This is a genomic window from Streptomyces sp. NPDC054842 (assembly GCF_053611025.1).
Window position 1 is genome coordinate 61,180 of record NZ_JBSGZN010000013.1, and the last position, 16,582, is coordinate 77,761.

A 16,582-nucleotide genomic window follows, 5' to 3' on the forward strand; every position below is an offset into this window, starting at 1 on the left:
CAGATGTGCGTGCCAGACCCCGCTCGGGTCGGCATGATCCAGACGACAGGCCCTAGCCGTACATCCGGCGCATGGCGAAGTCGACCATCTGCTCCACGGCCTTCGCGTCGAAGACCATGCGGTGCTCGCCCTCCATGTCCAGGACGAAGCCGTAGCCGGTCGGCAGCAGGTCGATCACCTCGGCGCCGGTGATCACGAAGTACTTGGACTCCTTGCCCGCGTACCGGCGCAGCTCCTTGAGCGAGGTGAACATCGGGATCACGGGCTGCTGGGTGTTGTGCAGCGCGAGGAAGCCGGGGTTGTCGCCGCGCGGGCAGTAGACCTTCGAGGTCGCGAAGATCTGCTGGAAGTCCTCGGCGGCCATCGATCCCGTGGTGAAGGCGCGGACAGCGTCCGCGAGGGAGGGTGGGGACGGCTCGGGGTACAGCGGCGGCTGCTGGCCGTAGCCTCCGGGCATCTGCTGCTGCGGCGGGGCGTACTGCTGCTGAGCGCTCGCGTTCTGGTCGTAGCCGTACATGCTGCAAAGACTACTGAGTCACAGATGACCCACTCGGGGTTGCGTCTTATTACCGACGGGTAGCATCATCGTAGCTACTTGCCGGTATGTGTAACGAGGCTGCCAGTACTCCGGCCTCCCCGATCTTTTACGGAGCCGTCGCCATGGGGCACTACAAGTCGAATCTCCGCGACATCGAGTTCAACCTCTTCGAGGTGCTCGGGCGCGACAAGCTGTACGGCACCGGCCCGTTCGAGGAGATGGACACCGACACCGCCAAGAGCATCCTCGACGAGCTGACCCGCCTCTCGGAGAACGAGCTGGCCGAGTCCTTCGCCGACGCCGACCGCAACCCGCCCGTCTTCGACCCGGAGACGAACACGGCGCCGGTCCCCGCCTCCTTCAAGAAGAGCTACCAGGCCTTCATGGACTCCGAGTACTGGCGGCTCGGCCTGCCCGAGGAGATCGGCGGCACCACCACGCCCCGCTCCCTGATCTGGGCCTACGCGGAGCTCGTGCTCGGCGCCAACCCGGCCGTCTGGATGTACTCCTCCGGTCCCGCCTTCGCGGGCATCCTCTTCGAAGAGGGCAACGAGGTCCAGAAGCACATCGCGAAGATCGCCGTCGACAAGCAGTGGGGCTCCACCATGGTGCTCACCGAGCCGGACGCCGGCTCGGACGTCGGCGCCGGCCGCACCAAGGCGGTCCAGCAGGAGGACGGCTCCTGGCACATCGAGGGCGTGAAGCGCTTCATCACGTCCGGCGAGCACGACATGTCGGAGAACATCCTCCACTACGTCCTCGCCCGCCCCGAGGGTGCCGGCCCCGGCACCAAGGGCCTGTCCCTCTTCCTCGTCCCGAAGTACGAGTTCGACTTCGAGACCGGTGAGCTGGGCGAGCGCAACGGCGTCTACGCCACCAACGTCGAGCACAAGATGGGCCTCAAGGCGTCCAACACCTGCGAGATGACCTTCGGCGACCGCCACCCCGCCAAGGGCTGGCTGATCGGCGACAAGCACGACGGCATCCGCCAGATGTTCCGGATCATCGAGTTCGCCCGCATGATGGTCGGCACGAAGGCCATCTCCACGCTCTCGACGGGCTACCTGAACGCGCTGGAGTACGCCAAGGAGCGCGTCCAGGGCCCCGACCTGGCGAACTTCATGGACAAGACCGCGCCCAAGGTCACCATCACGCACCACCCGGACGTGCGCCGCTCGCTGATGACGCAGAAGGCGTACGCGGAGGGCATGCGCGCGCTCGTGCTGCACACCGCCGCGATCCAGGACGAGATCCAGGTCAAGGAGTCCGCCGGCGAGGACGCCACCGCGCTGGAGGCCATGAACGACCTGCTCCTGCCCATCGTCAAGGGCTACGGCTCCGAGAAGGGCTACGAGCAGCTCGCCCAGTCGCTCCAGACGTTCGGCGGCTCCGGGTTCCTCCAGGAGTACCCGATCGAGCAGTACATCCGCGACGCCAAGATCGACACCCTGTACGAGGGCACCACCGCGATCCAGGGCCAGGACTTCTTCTTCCGGAAGATCGTCCGCAACCAGGGCGCCGCGCTGAACTCCCTCGCCGAGGACATCAAGAAGTTCCTGGCGCTCGGCACCGGCGGCGAGGAGCTCTCGACCGCCCGCGAGCAGCTCGCCAAGGCGGCCGTCGAGCTGGAGGCCATCGTCGGCCTGATGCTCACCGACCTCGCGGCCACCGAGCAGGACGTCAAGAACATCTACAAGGTCGGCCTCAACACCACCCGCCTGCTCATGGCCTCCGGTGACGTGGTCGTCGGCTACCTGCTGCTGCGCGGTGCCGCCGTGGCCGCCGAGAAGCTGGAGACGGCCTCCGCCAAGGACAAGCCGTTCTACACCGGCAAGATCGCGGCGGCGAAGTTCTTCGCCGCCAACGTCCTCCCCGGCGTCACCGGCGCGCGGAAGCTCGCCGAGGGCGTCGACCTGGACCTGATGGAGCTGGACGAGGCCGCCTTCTAGCCACCACCGCCGGCGGGGGCCTACGCGCCCCTGCCGGCCGGCGTCCTGCCGCCGGGCGTCCTGCGGGGCGCCGTCCGGCGGGGACGCCCGTCGGCAGGGGCGCCCGTCGTCCCTGGAGGTCGGGCGGCTCGGCGGACGGTACGGCTCGGCTCGGCGGGCGGACGGTACGGCTCGGCTCGGCGGCCGAGCGGTCCGGCGAGCGGGTCGCCGCGGTCGGCCCCATGGTCCGGCGGAGGACCGCCCCGGCCGGGCCCGACGGTCCGGTGACCAGGTGGCCGGCGTCCGGGGCGGTGGCCGGATTCTGACCCTCCGGTCAGGTGTCCGCCCTTCACATCCCCCTCACGAGGGCCCGTTCCCCATCCCGGGGAGCGGGCCCTCAGGCGTCGTTAAGGTGAACCCCATGCGCACACCCTCCCGCTTCGACCGCGGCCACACCGACGACCTCATGACCTTCCTGGCGGCGACACCCACGCCGTACCACGCCGTGGCGAACGCCGCCGAGCGCCTGGAGAAGGCCGGATTCCGTCAGGTCGCCGAGACCGACGCGTGGGACGGCACGACCGGCGGCTCGTACGTGCTGCGCGGCGGCGCGATCATCGCCTGGTACGTCCCGGAGGGCGCCGCCCCGCACACCCCGTTCCGGATCGTCGGCGCGCACACCGACTCCCCCAACCTGCGGGTCAAGCCGCTGCCCGACACCGGCGCCCACGGCTGGCGGCAGGTCGCCGTGGAGATCTACGGCGGCCCCCTCCTCAACTCCTGGCTGGACCGCGACCTCGGTCTCGCCGGACGCGTCTCGCTGCGCGACGGCTCCACCCGGCTGGTCAACATCGACCGCCCGCTGCTCCGCGTACCCCAGCTCGCCATCCACCTGGACCGCTCGGTCTCCGCCGACGGCCTCAAGCTCGACAAGCAGCGCCACCTCCAGCCCGTCTGGGGCCTCGGCGACCCCCGCGAGGGCGACCTGATCTCCTTCGTCGAGCAGGAGGCCGGCCTCTCCGCCGGCGAGGTCACCGGCTGGGACCTGATGACCCACTCGGTCGAGCCCCCCGCGTACCTGGGCCGCGACCGGGAACTGCTCGCGGGCCCGCGCATGGACAATCTGCTCTCGGTGCACGCCGGCACCGCCGCCCTCGCCGCCGTCTCCGCCGCCGGCGACCTTCCCTGCATCCCGGTGTTTGCCGCCTTCGACCACGAGGAGAACGGCTCCCAGTCCGACACCGGCGCGGACGGCCCGCTGCTCGGAACCGTCCTGGAGCGCTCGGTGTTCGCCCGCGGCGGCACGTACGAGGACCGGGCCCGCGCCTTCGCCGGCACCGTCTGTCTGTCCTCCGACACCGGTCACGCCGTCCACCCCAACTACGCCGAGCGGCACGACCCGACGCACCACCCCCGCGCCAACGGCGGCCCCATCCTCAAGGTGAACGTCAACAACCGCTACGCCACGGACGGTTCGGGCCGCGCGGTCTTCGCCGCCGCCTGCGAGAAGGCCGGCGTCCCCTTCCAGTCCTTCGTCTCCAACAACTCCATGCCCTGCGGCACCACCATCGGGCCCATCACCGCGGCCCGGCACGGCATCAGGACCGTCGACGTCGGCGTGGCCATCCTGTCCATGCACAGCGCGCGCGAACTCTGCGGCGCCGACGACCCGTTTCTGCTGGCCAACTCCCTCGCCGCGTTTCTCGAGGGATAGCCGGGCATGGCCGCCGCGCCCCCGGGTACCCGGAGTTGACCCGAAGAGAAGCCGAGTCGGCTACAGGAGGCGACACCCAATGGGCCTGGGCGGGTGCATCATTTTGATCGCCGTAGGTGCGATCCTCACATTCGCGACCGACTGGGACATGGAAGGGGTCAACCTCGACCTGGTCGGCATCATCTTCATGATCGCCGGACTCATCGGCGTGGCGACGTTCAGCAGCATCGCCAAGCGCCGCCGCACCGTCGTACAGCCCACCACCCCGGTGGTCACGGACGAGCGTCCCCGGGGCGGTTACAACGACGGCTACGGCGCCTAGCACGCCCGGCGGCGGCCGAGTGAGGCCGCCGCCGCGACGGCACCGGCGGCCACCCCCGGACGACGGGGAGGGCCGCCCGGGCCGGGCACCGCACACGCACCCCGAAGGCGGTCATGGCACGACGGGTGCCGGACGCGGGCGCGGTACGCGGGGGAGGACGGCGTTCGCCGCCCTCCCCCGCGGCCGTCCGCGAAACGCCCACCGCACCGCACGCGGCTCGCGCGCCGGTGCGGGAGCGCACAACTCCCGTGCGTAAGTGCCGAACCGGCGCAGATAACGACTCCGGCACGCGACTGCCGAACCGGTGCGGTGCGGCGACGCGCGACGCGCGCGCCCGGCGCCCGTACCGGTGCGGGAACACCCAACTCCCTTACGTGACTGCCGAACCGGCGCGTTACGGGCACGCGCAACTCCCCGCATGCGACTGCCCCACCGGAGCGGGAAACCCCAACTTCCGTACGTGCAACGCTCACGCGCCGCGCACGGCGCCCCGGCGGACCCCGGCCTGCCTCAGACCTCGTCCATCCCCGCAAGCACCAGCGGCAGCCGGTCCTCGCCGTCCGCGGTGAGCCGGACCGGGACTCCCCAGTCCTGCTGGTGGACATGGCACGCCGGGTACTCGATGTCGGGGTCCTCGTCGCACGAGGCCGCCATCGCCGAGACGTTCAGCACCCCCTCGGCGACGGCCGGGTTCAGCTCCAGCTCCCGGGACAGGTCCGTTCCCGCGCCCCCGCCGCCCAGCAGCAGCTCCGACGGCGTCGAGGAGACGAGCAGCCGCGTGGACGGGCCGTACCGCGTGTCGGGCTTCTGCCCCGCCGGGGCCTGGAAGACGACCTCCAACCGCACCGTACCCGGGGCGACTTCGATGGCCGCACACTGCGCGCGGTGGGCCACCGCGTCGACGCGCACCGCCTCCTCGGGCAGCCGCAACCGGGTCAGCCGGTGCCGGGCCGACTCCACGACGACCAGGTCCGGACCGGCCACCACCGCGTCGCTGGGCTCCCGCAGGTCCGTCGCCAGCGTGGTCACCTCACCGGTGGCCGGGTCGAAGCGGCGCAGCGCGTGGTTGTAGGTGTCGCTGACGGCCACCGAGCCGTCGGGCAGCGCGGTGACACCCAACGGGTGCTGGAGCAGCGCCTGTCCGGCGGCGCCGTCCCGGTGCCCGAAGTCGAACAGGCCGGAGCCGACAGCCGTGTGCACGGTGCCGTCCGTCTCCACCCAGCGCAGCGCCGAGGTCTCGGAGTCGGCCAGCCAGAGCCGCTGCCCGTCGGGGGAGACGGCGAGACCCGACGGCTGCGCGAACCACGCCTCCGCGGCCGGTCCGTCCACCAGGCCCTCGTTCGCCGTGCCGGCCGCGACGGCGACCGTCCCGCCACCGGAGGCGCCCCCAGCCGGGTCGTACACCCACAGCTGGTGCACGCCCGCCATCGCGATCCAGACCCGCCCGCCGAACACGGCCACGTCCCACGGCGACGACAGGTCCACCTCGCGCGCGGGCCCTTCCGTCGCCGACCCCCGCCACCACTGGCGGCCCGTGCCCGCGAGCGTCGTGATCCCGCCTTCCGCGAGGTCGAGCCGGCGCAGGGCGTGGTTCACCGTGTCGGCGACGACCACCGCGCCGCCGTCGAGGAGGGCGAGGCCCTGCGGTTCGTTGAAGGCGGCCGTGCCGGGCCCGCCGTCCGTCAGGCCGCGCACGCCGGAGCCGATGCGGCGGACGACCGTCTCACCGTCGGGCTCCAGCTCCACGAGCTGATGCCGGGTCGTGTCGCTCACCAGGAAGTTCCCGGACGGCAGCACCAGCGCCTTGCCGGGGAAGCGGAGGTCGCCCGCGACCGGCTCGGGCGCCACGTACGGACCGTCCCCGCGGCGCAGTGTGCCCTTCGCCGCGTGCTCGGCCTCCAGCTCCTCGACGAGCCGCTCGATGGCGTGCGCGTGCCCCTCGCCCGCGTGCTGCGCGACCACGTACCCCTCGGGGTCGATCACCACCAGCGTCGGCCAGGCGCGGACCGCGTACTGCTTCCAGGTGGCCAGCTCCGGGTCGTCCAGGACGGGATGCTCCACCCCGTACCGCTCGACGGCGTCCACGACCGCCTCGTGCTCCGCCTCGTGCGCGAACTTCGGCGAGTGCACCCCGATGACCACCACGGTGTCCCGATGCTTCTCCTCCAGCTCCCTCAACTCGTCCAGGACATGCAGGCAGTTGATGCAGCAGAAGGTCCAAAAATCGAGGACGACGACGCGTCCTCGCAGGTCGGCGAGGCTGTACGGCCGGCCGCCCGTGTTGATCCAGCCGCCCGTGCCGACCAGCTCGGGGGCACGGACGCGGGCGCGGCGCGGCGTGGAGCGGTTCATGGCTCAAGGGTGCCACCCGCCCCGCACGATCCCCTTCCCCCTGTGGATAACTTCGTCACGTTACGTAGCCGGAACGCCACGGGATGCGCACACGGCGTGACGGGGTGATGCTCGAAATACGACAGGGGGGTCACTGCAAGGGAGCAGTTCCATGGCACGACAGCCCGACGAATCCATGCGTGAGCCCGGTGTGCGCGACCGCGACGAGCTGCGCGACCCCGAGGGCATGCGGGACCGCATGCGCGACCGCGAGAACCCGCGGGACCCCGAGGGCATGCGCAACCGCGAGAACCCGCGCGACCTGGACCCCATGGAGGACAGGGACCGCAGGGAGCGGCACGGTTCGGACGCCGGGATGCCCGGCGCCGGCGTCCGTGAGCGCGTCCGCGGCGACGAGCGCGCCGCCGAGGACGACGACGAGATGTGGGCGGACGGCTACCGGTAACCGGTAGGCGTCGCCCGGTTCGCGTCGAGCCCCCCGCCGCCTCCGGTGCGGCGGGGGGCTTTCGCGTGCCCGGGTCGGCCCGGGTCCGGAACCGCGCGGCTCCGGTCAGTCCAGGGCGTGTCCGGTCGTCGCGTCGACGTGGTCCGGAATGTCGTCGTGGCGGTCGCCGACGGTGAGGGTGCCGGTCGGCTCGAAGAGGAGCAGGGAGGCGCCCGCCGGGGCGACGGGCTTGTGCTCGGTGCCGCGCGGGACGGTGAAGACGGAGCCCTTGGGCAGGACGACGGTCCGCTCGCCGCCCGCCTCCCGCAGCGAGATGGCCAGCTCGCCGTCGAGGACCAGGAAGAACTCGTCCGTGTGGTCGTGCACGTGCCACAGGTGCTCGCCCTCGACCTTGGCGACGCGTACGTCGTAGTCGTTGACGGCGGTGACGATGCGAGGGCTCCAGAGGTCGTCGAAGGAGTCGAGTGCCGCACTGAGGGAGATCGGCTCGGCGCCCACGCGGTCGCCGGTACCAGTCGCGGTACCCGTGTCAGTACCGGTGCGGGTGCCCGTACCAGTACCAGTGCCGGTGCCCGTGTCAGTACCGGTGCCGATACCCGCACCAGTAGCCGTAGCCGTGCCCGTGTCAGGTGTGCTCTGTTCGCTGCTGCTCATGTGCTCATGGTCGGGTGTGGTCCGGGAGCCCCGCGAGTGCTAGAAATCGCGTATGCCGCAAGGATCCTCGCAAGCGGGGCCGGAGTTGCCCGAGGGGCCCGACGGTTCCGTGCCGCGTCGGCCCGGGACGGCGCCGGACGCCCCGCCCCCGCGTCCCCACCGGGTCGCCGTGATCGTGGACGCGAGCACGAACCCCTTCGAAGTGGGCGTCGCCACCGAGCTGTTCGGACTGCCGCGTCCCGAGCTGGGGCTCGACCGGGCGCTGTACGAGCTGACGCTGTGCGGGCCTACGCCCGAGGTCCGGATGAACCACGGCTTCTTCACGCTCGCCGGGGTGCCCGGACTGGACGCGGTGGACGACGCGGACACCCTGATCGTGCCCGGCCGCCCCGACAACGTCGTGCCGCGCGGCGCCTCCGTGCGGGAGGCCATCCGGCGCACCCACGCGCGCGGGGCCCGTGTCATGAGCTTCTGCACGGGCACCTTCGCGCTGGCCGAGGCGGGGCTGCTGGACGGCCGCCGGGCCACCACGCACTGGCGCTGGGCCGACTCCTTCCGCGCGCTGCACCCGCGGGTGCTGCTGGAGCCGGACGTCCTGTTCGTGGACGAGGGTGACGTGCTGACGGCGGCGGGCAGTGCCGCGGCGCTCGACCTGGGGCTGTACGTGGTGCGGCGGGACCACGGGGCGGAGATCGCCAACGCGGTGTCCCGGCGGCTGGTCTTCGCCGCGCACCGCGACGGGGGCCAGCGCCAGTTCGTGGAGCGGCCGCTGCCCGAGGTGCCGGACGAGTCCCTGGGGCCCGTGCTGGCCTGGGCCCGGCAGCGCCTCGGCGACCCCCTGACGGTCGCGGACCTGGCGGCGCGGGCGTCCGTCAGCCCGGCCACCCTCCACCGGCGGTTCCGTGCCCAGCTCGGGACGACCCCGCTGGCGTGGCTCACGGGTGAGCGGGTGGCCCTCGCCTGCCGACTGATCGAACGGGGCGAGGAACGGCTCGACGTGGTGGCCCGGTACAGCGGTCTGGGGACGGCCGCGAACCTCCGGGAGCGGCTGCGGCGGGAGACGGGACTCAGCCCGTCGGCCTACCGGCGGCGTTTCGGAGGAGCCGCCGGGGAAGCCCTGATGGCATGAGATACCTGGTACGCGAACGACTGCTCGGTTTCGGTGACGACTACTGGATCGAGGACCAGCACGGCAACAAGGTGTTCCTGGTCGACGGCAAGGCGATGCGGATGCGGGACACCTTCGAGCTGAAGGACGCCCGGGGCCGGGTCCTCGTCGACATCCACCAGAAGATGTTCGCCCTGCGCGACACCATGGTGATCGAGCGGGACGGCGACCCCCTGGCCACCATCAAGCGCAAGCGTCTGTCGCTGCTGCGCAACCACTACCGGGTCTCCCTGGTGGACGGCACGGAGCTCGACGTCAGCGGCCGGATCATGGACCGCGAGTTCGCCATCGACTACGACAACGAACTCCTGGCGCAGATCTCCCGGCGGTGGCTGAACGTCCGGGAGACCTACGGCGTGGACGTGGTGCGGGACGACGCGGACTCGGCCCTGCTGATCGCCGTGGCGGTGTGCGTCATCCACCTGGCGGAGAAGGAGCGCGAGGACGACTGAGGGGCGGCGCCGGTCCTAGCGGCGGGGCGCCCGCAGTCCCAGCACCCGGTCCTTCAGCGCCGGGAACTGCTCCCGGGTGGCGCCGACCTTCGCGGGGTCGAGCTCCACGGTGAGGACCTCCTCGCCGGCGCCCGCCTCCGCGAGCACCTCGCCCCAGGGGTCCACCACGATCGAGTGACCGGCCTGGGGAACTCCCGCGTGCGTGCCGCCCGTTCCGCAGGCGAGCACGTACGCCTGGTTCTCGACGGCCCTCGCCCGGGCGAGCAGGGTCCAGTGGGAGCGGCGGCGTTCGGGCCAGCCGGCGGGGACGACGAGGATCTCGGCGCCCGCGTCGACGAGCCCGCGGAAGAGTTCGGGGAAGCGGAGGTCGTAGCAGGTGGCGAGCCCGATGGTCGTCGCGGCCAGCCGTGCGGTGACCAGTTCCGTCCCGGCGCCCATCAGGACGGCCTCGCCCTTGTCGAAGCCGAACCGGTGGATCTTGCGGTAGGAGGCGGCGAGCTGTCCGTCCGGGGAGAAGACGAGGGAGGTGTTGTACAGCGTGCCGTCGGCGGCCCGCTCGGGGATCGAGCCGGCGTGCAGCCACACGCCCGCGTCGGTGGCCGCCTTGGCCATCGCCTCGTACGTGGGCCCTTCGAGGGGTTCGGCCTCGGTGCCGAAGGCCTCGTAGGCGAAGGCGCCGGTGGTCCACAGCTCCGGGAGGACGACGAGATCCACTCCGGCCTGATCCCGTACGAGGGAGGCGACTCGGCGCCTTCGCGAATCGACCGATTCGCCCTCGTCTACACCGATCTGGATGAGGGAGGCGCGCACACTACCACCGTCCTGGCATTCGAGCCGTCTATACGGGCCTACGATCGTCACACCAAAGCACTGCCGGGGTGCCGCACAGCAGCGTAACTTAGCGTTCCAAGACACCCACTGCCCGCGTACCGACCGCCCGAGGGGTCCCGTTCCGTGAGTCTGCATCCCAGTCTTCAGTCCTACGCCGACGCCTGGACCCATTCCGTCGACGCGATATCGGAGCTGGTGTCGTCGCTCGTGGAAGGCGAGTGGAACAGGCGTACGCCGTGCCCGGGTTGGTCGGTGCGGGACCTCGTGTCGCACGTCATCGGCCTCGACTGCGAGATGCTGGGCGACCCGCGGCCGATCCACACGCTCCCCCGCGACCTGTACCACGTGACGAACGAGCACCAGCGGTACATGGAGATGCAGGTCGACGTGCGGCGCCACCACACGGCGCCGGAGATGACGTCGGAGCTGGAGTACACGGTCATCCGCCGCAACCGCCAGCTGCGGAACGAGTCGCGGAGCCCGGACACCAAGGTGCGCGGCCCGCTGGGCACCGAGCCGACGCTCGAAGAGGCCATGCGGTACCGGGCGTTCGACGTGTGGGTGCACGAGCAGGACCTGCGGACCACCCTCGGGCAGCCGGGCAACCTGGACTCGCCCGGCGCGTACATCACCCGTGACGAGCTGCTCGCCGCGCTGCCGAAGGTGGTCGCCAAGGACGCGGGCGCGCCCGCCAACTCGGCGGTGGTCCTCGACGTCCACGGGCCCGTCGAGTTCCTGCGCACGGTCCGGGTGGACGCGGACGGCCGCGGCTCGATAGACGGCACCCCCTCGCTGGGCCCGGCCGCGACGCTGTCGATGGACTGGGAGACGTACGTGCGGCTCGCCTGCGGACGCGTCGGCGCCGACGCCGTCGCCGACCGCATCAAGGTGGAGGGCGACCCGGATCTGACCGCGGCGATCCTGCGGAACTTCGCGGTCACGCCGTAGCGGACCCGGCCCGGCCACGGGCTCCGGTCCAGTCACCGGCCCGCGGGTCCCGTACGGGGGCACGCCCTGTCCACGGGCGGCCCGCGCCGCCCGCGCCGAACCCCCGCCGGGCCGCCTCCCGGCGGCCCGCCGCCTGTGCCGTCCACGCCCGTTGCGCGCCGTACCTCTCCCCTGGCCGTCTCCCGGCGGCCCGCCACCAGGACCCGGCAGTGCTTCCCAGCACTTCCCTGGACTCCGCCCGGCCTCCCCGGACTTCCCCTGGCTTCGCCGGGGGACCGGCCGGCTCCGTCGCGTCAGGCGGGGACGTGCACCGTCTCCACCCGGCTGGCCACCAGCCGCTCCCGCTCCCGGCGGGCCGCCTGCCCGCGCAGCCGGAAGATCTGGCTGAGGCCGAGCGCCTGGAGCACGAAGACCGCGGAGAACGCGATCCGGTAGTCGTCGCCGGTCGCGTCCAGCAGTACGCCGATCGCCAGCAGCGTCGTCATGGAGGCGACGAAGCCGCCCATGTTCGTGATGCCGGACGCCGTCCCCTGCCGCTCGGGCGGGTTCGCGGGCCGCGCGAAGTCGAAGCCGATCATCGACGCGGGCCCGCAGGCGCCCAGCACCGCGCAGAGCACCACGAGCAGCCACAGGGGCGCGTGCGCGCCGGGGCAGACGAGGACGGCCGCCCAGACGAGCGCGGTAGCGGTCACCGTGCCGAGCGCCAGCGGCAGCCGCGCCGCGTGATGCCGGGCGACGATCTGGCCGTAGACCAGGCCGACCACCATGTTGGACAGGACGACGAGGGTCAGCAGTTCGCCGGCCGCCGCCCGCGAGAGGCCCTGCGCCTCGACGAGGAAGGGCAGGCCCCACAGCAGCAGGAACACCATGGCGGGGAACTGCGTCGTGAAGTGCACCCACAGTCCGAGGCGGGTCCCCGGCTCCTGCCACGAACGGGCGATCTGGCGCCGCACGTAGGCGACTCCGTGGTGGGGGAAGGGCTCGGGCTCGTGCCCCTCGGGGTGGTCCTTCAGGAAGAGGAGCAGCAGGACGAGGACGACGACCCCGGCGAGCGCGCTGCCGGCGAAGGCCGCGGTCCAGCCGACCCCGTGCAGCAGCCGGGCGATCACCAGCGTCGAGACGAGGTTGCCCGCCATCCCCGCCAGGCCCGCGAGCTGGGCGACCATCGGGCCGCGGCGGGCCGGGAACCAGCGGGTGCCGAGCCGCAGCACGCTGATGAAGGTCATCGCGTCGCCGCAGCCGAGCAGCGCGCGGGAGGCCAGCGCCGTGCCGTACGAGGGGGAGAACGCGAAGCCGAGCTGGCCCGCCGTGAACAGCAGGACGCCGATGGTCAGCACCTTCTTGGTGCCGAGCCGGTCGACCAGCAGCCCTACGGGTATCTGCATGCCCGCGTACACCAGGAGCTGGAGGATGGAGAAGCTGGACAGGGCGGAGGCGTTGACGTGGAAGCGGTCGGCCGCGTCGAGGCCGGCCACGCCCAGCGAGGTGCGGAAGATGACCGCGACGAAGTAGACGGAGACGCCGATGCCCCAGACGGCGACCGCGCGCCGTCCGCCTGGCGGGTCACCCGGCAGCGAGACGGCGCTCACCGGACCTCGCCCCGGGCCAGGTTGGAGAACCAGCTGACGTGCCGGTGGACGAGCCCGACCGCCGCCTCCGCGTCGCCGGAGCGCAGCGCCTCCAGGATCTCCTCGTGCTCGGTGAGCGTCTTGGTGATCCGGTCGGGGTGGGCGTGCATCACGGCGACTCCCATCCGCAGCTGCCGGTCGCGCAGTTGGTCGTAGAGGCGGGCGAGGATCTCGTTGCCGCCGCTGCGCACGATCTCGGCGTGGAAGCAGCGGTCGGTGACGGCGGCGGCGGCCAGGTCACCGGCGGCGGCCTGCTCCTTCTGCCGGGCTAGCAGCTCCTCCAGGCGGGCGATGAGCCTGGGCGACGCCGGTACGGCCTTGCGGGCGGCGTGCTCCTCGACGAGCTGGCGGGTCTCCACGACGTCCGCGATCTCCTGTGCGGAGACGGGCAGGACGAGCGCGCCCTTCTTGGGGTAGAGCCTGATCAGCCCTTCCACTTCCAGCCGCAGCAGCGCCTCCCGCACCGGGGTGCGGGAAACCCCCACCGCCTCGGCGAGTTCCCCCTCGGTGAGCAGGGTCCCGCCCTCGTAGTGGCGCTCCAGCACGCCCTGCTTGACGTGCGCGTAGACGCGGTCGGCTGCCGGGGGCGGTTTGACGGCGGGCGCGGTGGAGGCGCCGGCCGCGGCGGGCACGTCGGACACGGGAGCGACAGGCATGCGCACAGCATAGATACAACACGTACGCATGGTCGCGTGCCGTCCGGATCGCGGACACCGATCAGAATGCGACAAGAGCCACCCCCCGCCCCCTGCACGTGCAACCATCCGTGCTACTCAGGTGTCAGAGGAGGCGCGGTACTCCCATGGGACCGCGCTCCAGGGGCATTTAACGTATTCGGGGTACTCAACTTGATAACCGGCATTAAGGGCGCACGCGTTCGCCGCGCTGTCGCCGTGATGATGACCAGCGGTGCCGTGGTCGCGACCGGGGCCCTCAGCGCGGCTCCCGCACAGGCCCTCACCAAGCCCACGATCGCCGCCGCGGGCGGCTACGTGATGAACAACGGCACCGGTGCGAGCCTGTACACCAAGGCCGCGGACACCAAGCGGTCCACGGGCTCCACCACCAAGATCATGACTGCCAAGGTCGTCCTGTCGCAGTCGAACCTGAACCTGGACTCCAAGGTCACGATCCAGAAGGCGTACAGCGACTACATAGTCGCCAACAACGCCTCCTCGGCTCACCTGATCGTCGGCGACAAGGTCACCGTCCGCCAGCTCCTGTACGGGCTCATGCTGCCGTCCGGCTGCGACGCCGCGTACGCGCTGGCGGACAAGTTCGGCACCGGCACGACCCGTTCCGCCCGCGTGAAGTCCTTCATCGGCAAGATGAACACGACGGCACGCAGCCTGGGTCTGACGAACACGCACTTCGACTCGTTCGACGGCATCGGCCACGGCTCCAACTACTCGACACCGCGCGACCTCACCAAGCTGGCGAGCAGCGCGATGAAGAGCTCCACGTTCCGCACGGTCGTGAAGACCAAGTCGACCCAGCAGAAGGTGACCACCAAGAGCGGTGGCTACCGGTACATGAACTGGTCGAACACCAACAACCTGCTCAGCGAGTACAGCGGCACCATCGGCGTGAAGACGGGCTCCGGCCCGGAGGCGAAGTACTGCCTCGTCTTCGCCGCCACGCGCAACGGCAAGACGGTCATCGGCACGGTCCTCGCCTCCACGTCGGTCGCCAACCGCACGTCGGACGCGAAGAAGCTGATGAACTACGGCTTCGCCAGGTAGTCGCCCTGCCGGGCCGCTCCACCTGGACGTGCCGGGGGCCGACCGCTTCGAGCGGTCGGCCCCTTGTCACGTCCGCCGGCGCACATGTGCGGCGAACGACGCCCACGCTCCCGGCGCGAGCCGGAGTATCGGCCCGTCCGGGTCCTTGGAGTCCCGCACAGCGACGACACCGGGGACATTGCGAGCGACTTCGACGCACTCCTGTCCGGCGTTCCCGCCGCTGTGGCTGGACTTGGCGAACTCGTATGCGGCCACGCGTGCTACATCTCCTTAAGGATTCCGTCGATCAGCGCGGCCGAGGCCCGCTGTGCGAGGCCCAGCCGCGTGATGCGGTCGAACAGCCCGTTGTGGCGGTCGGCATCAGTATCGCTCTCCAGCCAGAGAGTCGACGAGGTGGTGTCCAGGTGGACCACGTCGAGGGCGCCCGGTTCCGCGAACGAGACGATCGTGAAGGCGCTGGTCATGCCCGGGTGAGCACCCGCCAGGAAGGGCAGCACCTGGAGTTTGACGTTCGACTGCCGTGCCACGTCCAGCAGATGGCCGAGCTGTTCGCGCATGACCTGCCGTCCGCCGACGAGTTGGCGCAGGGCCCCCTCGTGCACGACCGCCCACAATTCGAGCGGGCGCTCCCCTCCCAGTCGCGTCTGACGCGCCATCCGGGACTCCACGAACGGTTCGATTTCGTCGGGGTCTTCCCAGTGACCGTTGCCGACTGCAAGCGCCCGCGCGTAGTCAGGTGTCTGCAACAGCCCTGGGACAACGGCCAGTTGCCAGGTCCTCACGTTGGTCGCGATGTCTTCGAGGGCCACGTATTCCACCATGGCGCCCAGCTGCGGGTACTGATTCCACCAACCGTGCGCCTTGCGTCGCTCGCGGTCGGCCTTGGCCAGGGCCAGCAGCCGTTCGATCGCCGACTCGTCCCTCTCGCCATAGAGATGGCACAGTGCCCGGACATCCGGATCGCGCATCGGCACCTGACCGCGCTCGATCTTGGCGACCTTCGGGGCGGACGCGGTGAGCGCTTCTGCGGCCTCGGCCTGCCGTAGCCCGCGCTCCTCACGCATGCGCAGCAGCTCACCGCCCAGCCGGCGGCCCAGCACGGTCGACACCGTCCGGCCCCGATCGGGGTCCTTGCCCGCCATCTTCCGTCCCTCCGGTGGATCGCCCCAGTTTGGAGGCGTCCTCGCTCACTGCACAAGGCGGACAGAAAGTTTTCTGCCCAAGTAGGTTGCTGTCCGTCCCGAGGCACCGCTACTTTCAGTACTCAATCGGCCACTGAGTGGAACCAGTTGGCGGAAGTGCACCGTGCTGCCCGCTCCGGGGTCGTGCGGCCGAGCCACCTCCCCCCACCCGACTGGACACCACCGGGGCACCGGCCCCGCACGAGGGGGTACGCGTCCATGCACGGCTCCTGCGACCCAGATCGCCACGCTCCCGACCGCTACGACTGCGTCAGCTACACCCCGTATCCGCGGAACGTCCCTCTGGCCCGCAGACGGGTCGCCCGGCTCGCCGTCGAGTGGGGGCATCCCGGCGCCGCCGGTGACGCCGCGCTCCTCGCCGGGGAGTTGTGCGCGAACGCGCTGCTGCACGGGTGCCTGCGGGACCGCCTGTTCCGGGTGGAGGCCTCGCTCACCGGAGAGGTGCTGCGCGTCGCGGTGACGGACCCGAGAGGGGAGCGCCTGCCGCGGCTGCGGACGGCCGAGGACGACGACCAGTTCGGGCGGGGACTGCTCATCGTCGGCCTGCTCGCCGCGCGCTGGTCCGTGCGGCGGCTGCCGGTGGGCAAGACGGTGTGGGCGGAGCTGGACGTCTCGGGGACACCGGGGCCCGAACGGCTCGCGGGGCCGCCTCCGTGAG

General features: G+C 71.4%; 17 protein-coding genes. 9 read left to right on the top strand and 8 right to left on the bottom strand.

Features of this window, described 5'->3' with window-relative positions:
* Nucleotides 1-52: 52 nt before the first annotated feature.
* On the bottom strand, nt 53-517 hold the full coding sequence (locus ACWGIS_RS12810; RefSeq protein WP_121405079.1) for an SseB family protein: 465 nt from the start codon (nt 515-517) through the stop codon (nt 53-55).
* Nucleotides 518-660: 143 nt separating this feature from the next.
* Between ACWGIS_RS12810 and ACWGIS_RS12815 the strand changes: the two genes are divergently transcribed.
* From ACWGIS_RS12815 to ACWGIS_RS12825, 3 genes are all read left to right on the top strand, one after another.
* Nucleotides 661-2,487, top strand: a complete 1,827-nt coding sequence (locus ACWGIS_RS12815; protein ID WP_453362422.1) for an acyl-CoA dehydrogenase — start codon at nt 661-663, stop codon at nt 2,485-2,487.
* A 400-nt stretch (nt 2,488-2,887) separates the two neighbouring features.
* Nucleotides 2,888-4,180: a M18 family aminopeptidase gene (locus tag ACWGIS_RS12820; RefSeq protein ID WP_453362423.1), complete on the top strand. Its 1,293-nt coding sequence runs from the start codon at nt 2,888-2,890 to the stop codon at nt 4,178-4,180.
* A gap of 79 nt (nt 4,181-4,259) precedes the next feature.
* Complete coding sequence (locus ACWGIS_RS12825) at nt 4,260-4,502, top strand: DUF6458 family protein (protein WP_453362424.1); 243 nt, start codon at nt 4,260-4,262, stop codon at nt 4,500-4,502.
* A 510-nt stretch (nt 4,503-5,012) separates the two neighbouring features.
* On the opposite strand, the gene ACWGIS_RS12830 is transcribed toward ACWGIS_RS12825, so the two are convergent.
* Nucleotides 5,013-6,854, bottom strand: coding sequence for a thioredoxin-like domain-containing protein (locus ACWGIS_RS12830; RefSeq protein ID WP_453362425.1), 1,842 nt, complete (start codon nt 6,852-6,854; stop codon nt 5,013-5,015).
* Between the two features lie 151 nt (nt 6,855-7,005).
* On the opposite strand from ACWGIS_RS12830, the gene ACWGIS_RS12835 reads away from it, so the two are divergent.
* Nucleotides 7,006-7,299: a hypothetical protein gene (locus ACWGIS_RS12835; RefSeq protein ID WP_453362426.1), complete on the top strand. Its 294-nt coding sequence runs from the start codon at nt 7,006-7,008 to the stop codon at nt 7,297-7,299.
* A gap of 105 nt (nt 7,300-7,404) precedes the next feature.
* Here the strand turns inward: ACWGIS_RS12835 and ACWGIS_RS12840 are convergent, their stop codons facing one another.
* Entirely contained in the window at nt 7,405-7,797 is a 393-nt protein-coding gene (locus ACWGIS_RS12840) for a cupin domain-containing protein (protein ID WP_453362427.1), read from the bottom strand.
* 208 nt (nt 7,798-8,005) lie between these two features.
* On the opposite strand from ACWGIS_RS12840, the gene ACWGIS_RS12845 reads away from it, so the two are divergent.
* Both ACWGIS_RS12845 and ACWGIS_RS12850 read left to right on the top strand, forming a co-directional pair.
* A complete protein-coding gene (locus tag ACWGIS_RS12845; protein ID WP_453362428.1) occupies nt 8,006-9,082 on the top strand; it encodes a helix-turn-helix domain-containing protein in 1,077 nt (358 codons plus the stop codon).
* Nucleotides 9,079-9,573: an LURP-one-related/scramblase family protein gene (locus ACWGIS_RS12850; protein WP_453362429.1), complete on the top strand. Its 495-nt coding sequence runs from the start codon at nt 9,079-9,081 to the stop codon at nt 9,571-9,573. Before ACWGIS_RS12845 ends, ACWGIS_RS12850 begins: the two co-directional genes overlap by 4 nt.
* Before the next feature lie 15 nt (nt 9,574-9,588).
* Here the strand turns inward: ACWGIS_RS12850 and ACWGIS_RS12855 are convergent, their stop codons facing one another.
* Nucleotides 9,589-10,383, bottom strand: a complete 795-nt coding sequence (locus tag ACWGIS_RS12855) for a carbon-nitrogen family hydrolase (protein ID WP_453362430.1) — start codon at nt 10,381-10,383, stop codon at nt 9,589-9,591.
* A 144-nt stretch (nt 10,384-10,527) separates the two neighbouring features.
* On the opposite strand from ACWGIS_RS12855, the gene ACWGIS_RS12860 reads away from it, so the two are divergent.
* Complete coding sequence (locus ACWGIS_RS12860; RefSeq protein WP_453362431.1) at nt 10,528-11,352, top strand: maleylpyruvate isomerase family mycothiol-dependent enzyme; 825 nt, start codon at nt 10,528-10,530, stop codon at nt 11,350-11,352.
* 293 nt (nt 11,353-11,645) lie between these two features.
* Here ACWGIS_RS12860 and ACWGIS_RS12865 read toward each other — a convergent pair whose 3' ends face one another.
* Nucleotides 11,646-12,941, bottom strand: a complete 1,296-nt coding sequence (locus ACWGIS_RS12865; RefSeq protein WP_453362432.1) for an MFS transporter — start codon at nt 12,939-12,941, stop codon at nt 11,646-11,648.
* A complete protein-coding gene (locus ACWGIS_RS12870) occupies nt 12,938-13,636 on the bottom strand; it encodes a GntR family transcriptional regulator (RefSeq protein WP_453362433.1) in 699 nt (232 codons plus the stop codon). Before ACWGIS_RS12870 ends, ACWGIS_RS12865 begins: the two co-directional genes overlap by 4 nt.
* 240 nt (nt 13,637-13,876) lie before the next feature.
* On the opposite strand from ACWGIS_RS12870, the gene ACWGIS_RS12875 reads away from it, so the two are divergent.
* The gene (locus ACWGIS_RS12875) at nt 13,877-14,722 is read left to right on the top strand and encodes a D-alanyl-D-alanine carboxypeptidase family protein (protein WP_453362521.1); all 846 of its coding nucleotides are present in this window, start codon (nt 13,877-13,879) and stop codon (nt 14,720-14,722) included.
* A gap of 66 nt (nt 14,723-14,788) precedes the next feature.
* Here the strand turns inward: ACWGIS_RS12875 and ACWGIS_RS12880 are convergent, their stop codons facing one another.
* Both ACWGIS_RS12880 and ACWGIS_RS12885 read right to left on the bottom strand, forming a co-directional pair.
* On the bottom strand, nt 14,789-14,977 hold the full coding sequence (locus ACWGIS_RS12880; protein ID WP_453362434.1) for a DUF397 domain-containing protein: 189 nt from the start codon (nt 14,975-14,977) through the stop codon (nt 14,789-14,791).
* 5 nt (nt 14,978-14,982) lie between these two features.
* A complete protein-coding gene (locus ACWGIS_RS12885) occupies nt 14,983-15,864 on the bottom strand; it encodes a helix-turn-helix domain-containing protein (RefSeq protein WP_453362435.1) in 882 nt (293 codons plus the stop codon).
* A gap of 258 nt (nt 15,865-16,122) precedes the next feature.
* Between ACWGIS_RS12885 and ACWGIS_RS12890 the strand changes: the two genes are divergently transcribed.
* Nucleotides 16,123-16,581, top strand: a complete 459-nt coding sequence (locus ACWGIS_RS12890; RefSeq protein WP_453362436.1) for an ATP-binding protein — start codon at nt 16,123-16,125, stop codon at nt 16,579-16,581.
* Nucleotide 16,582: the final 1 nt, after the last annotated feature.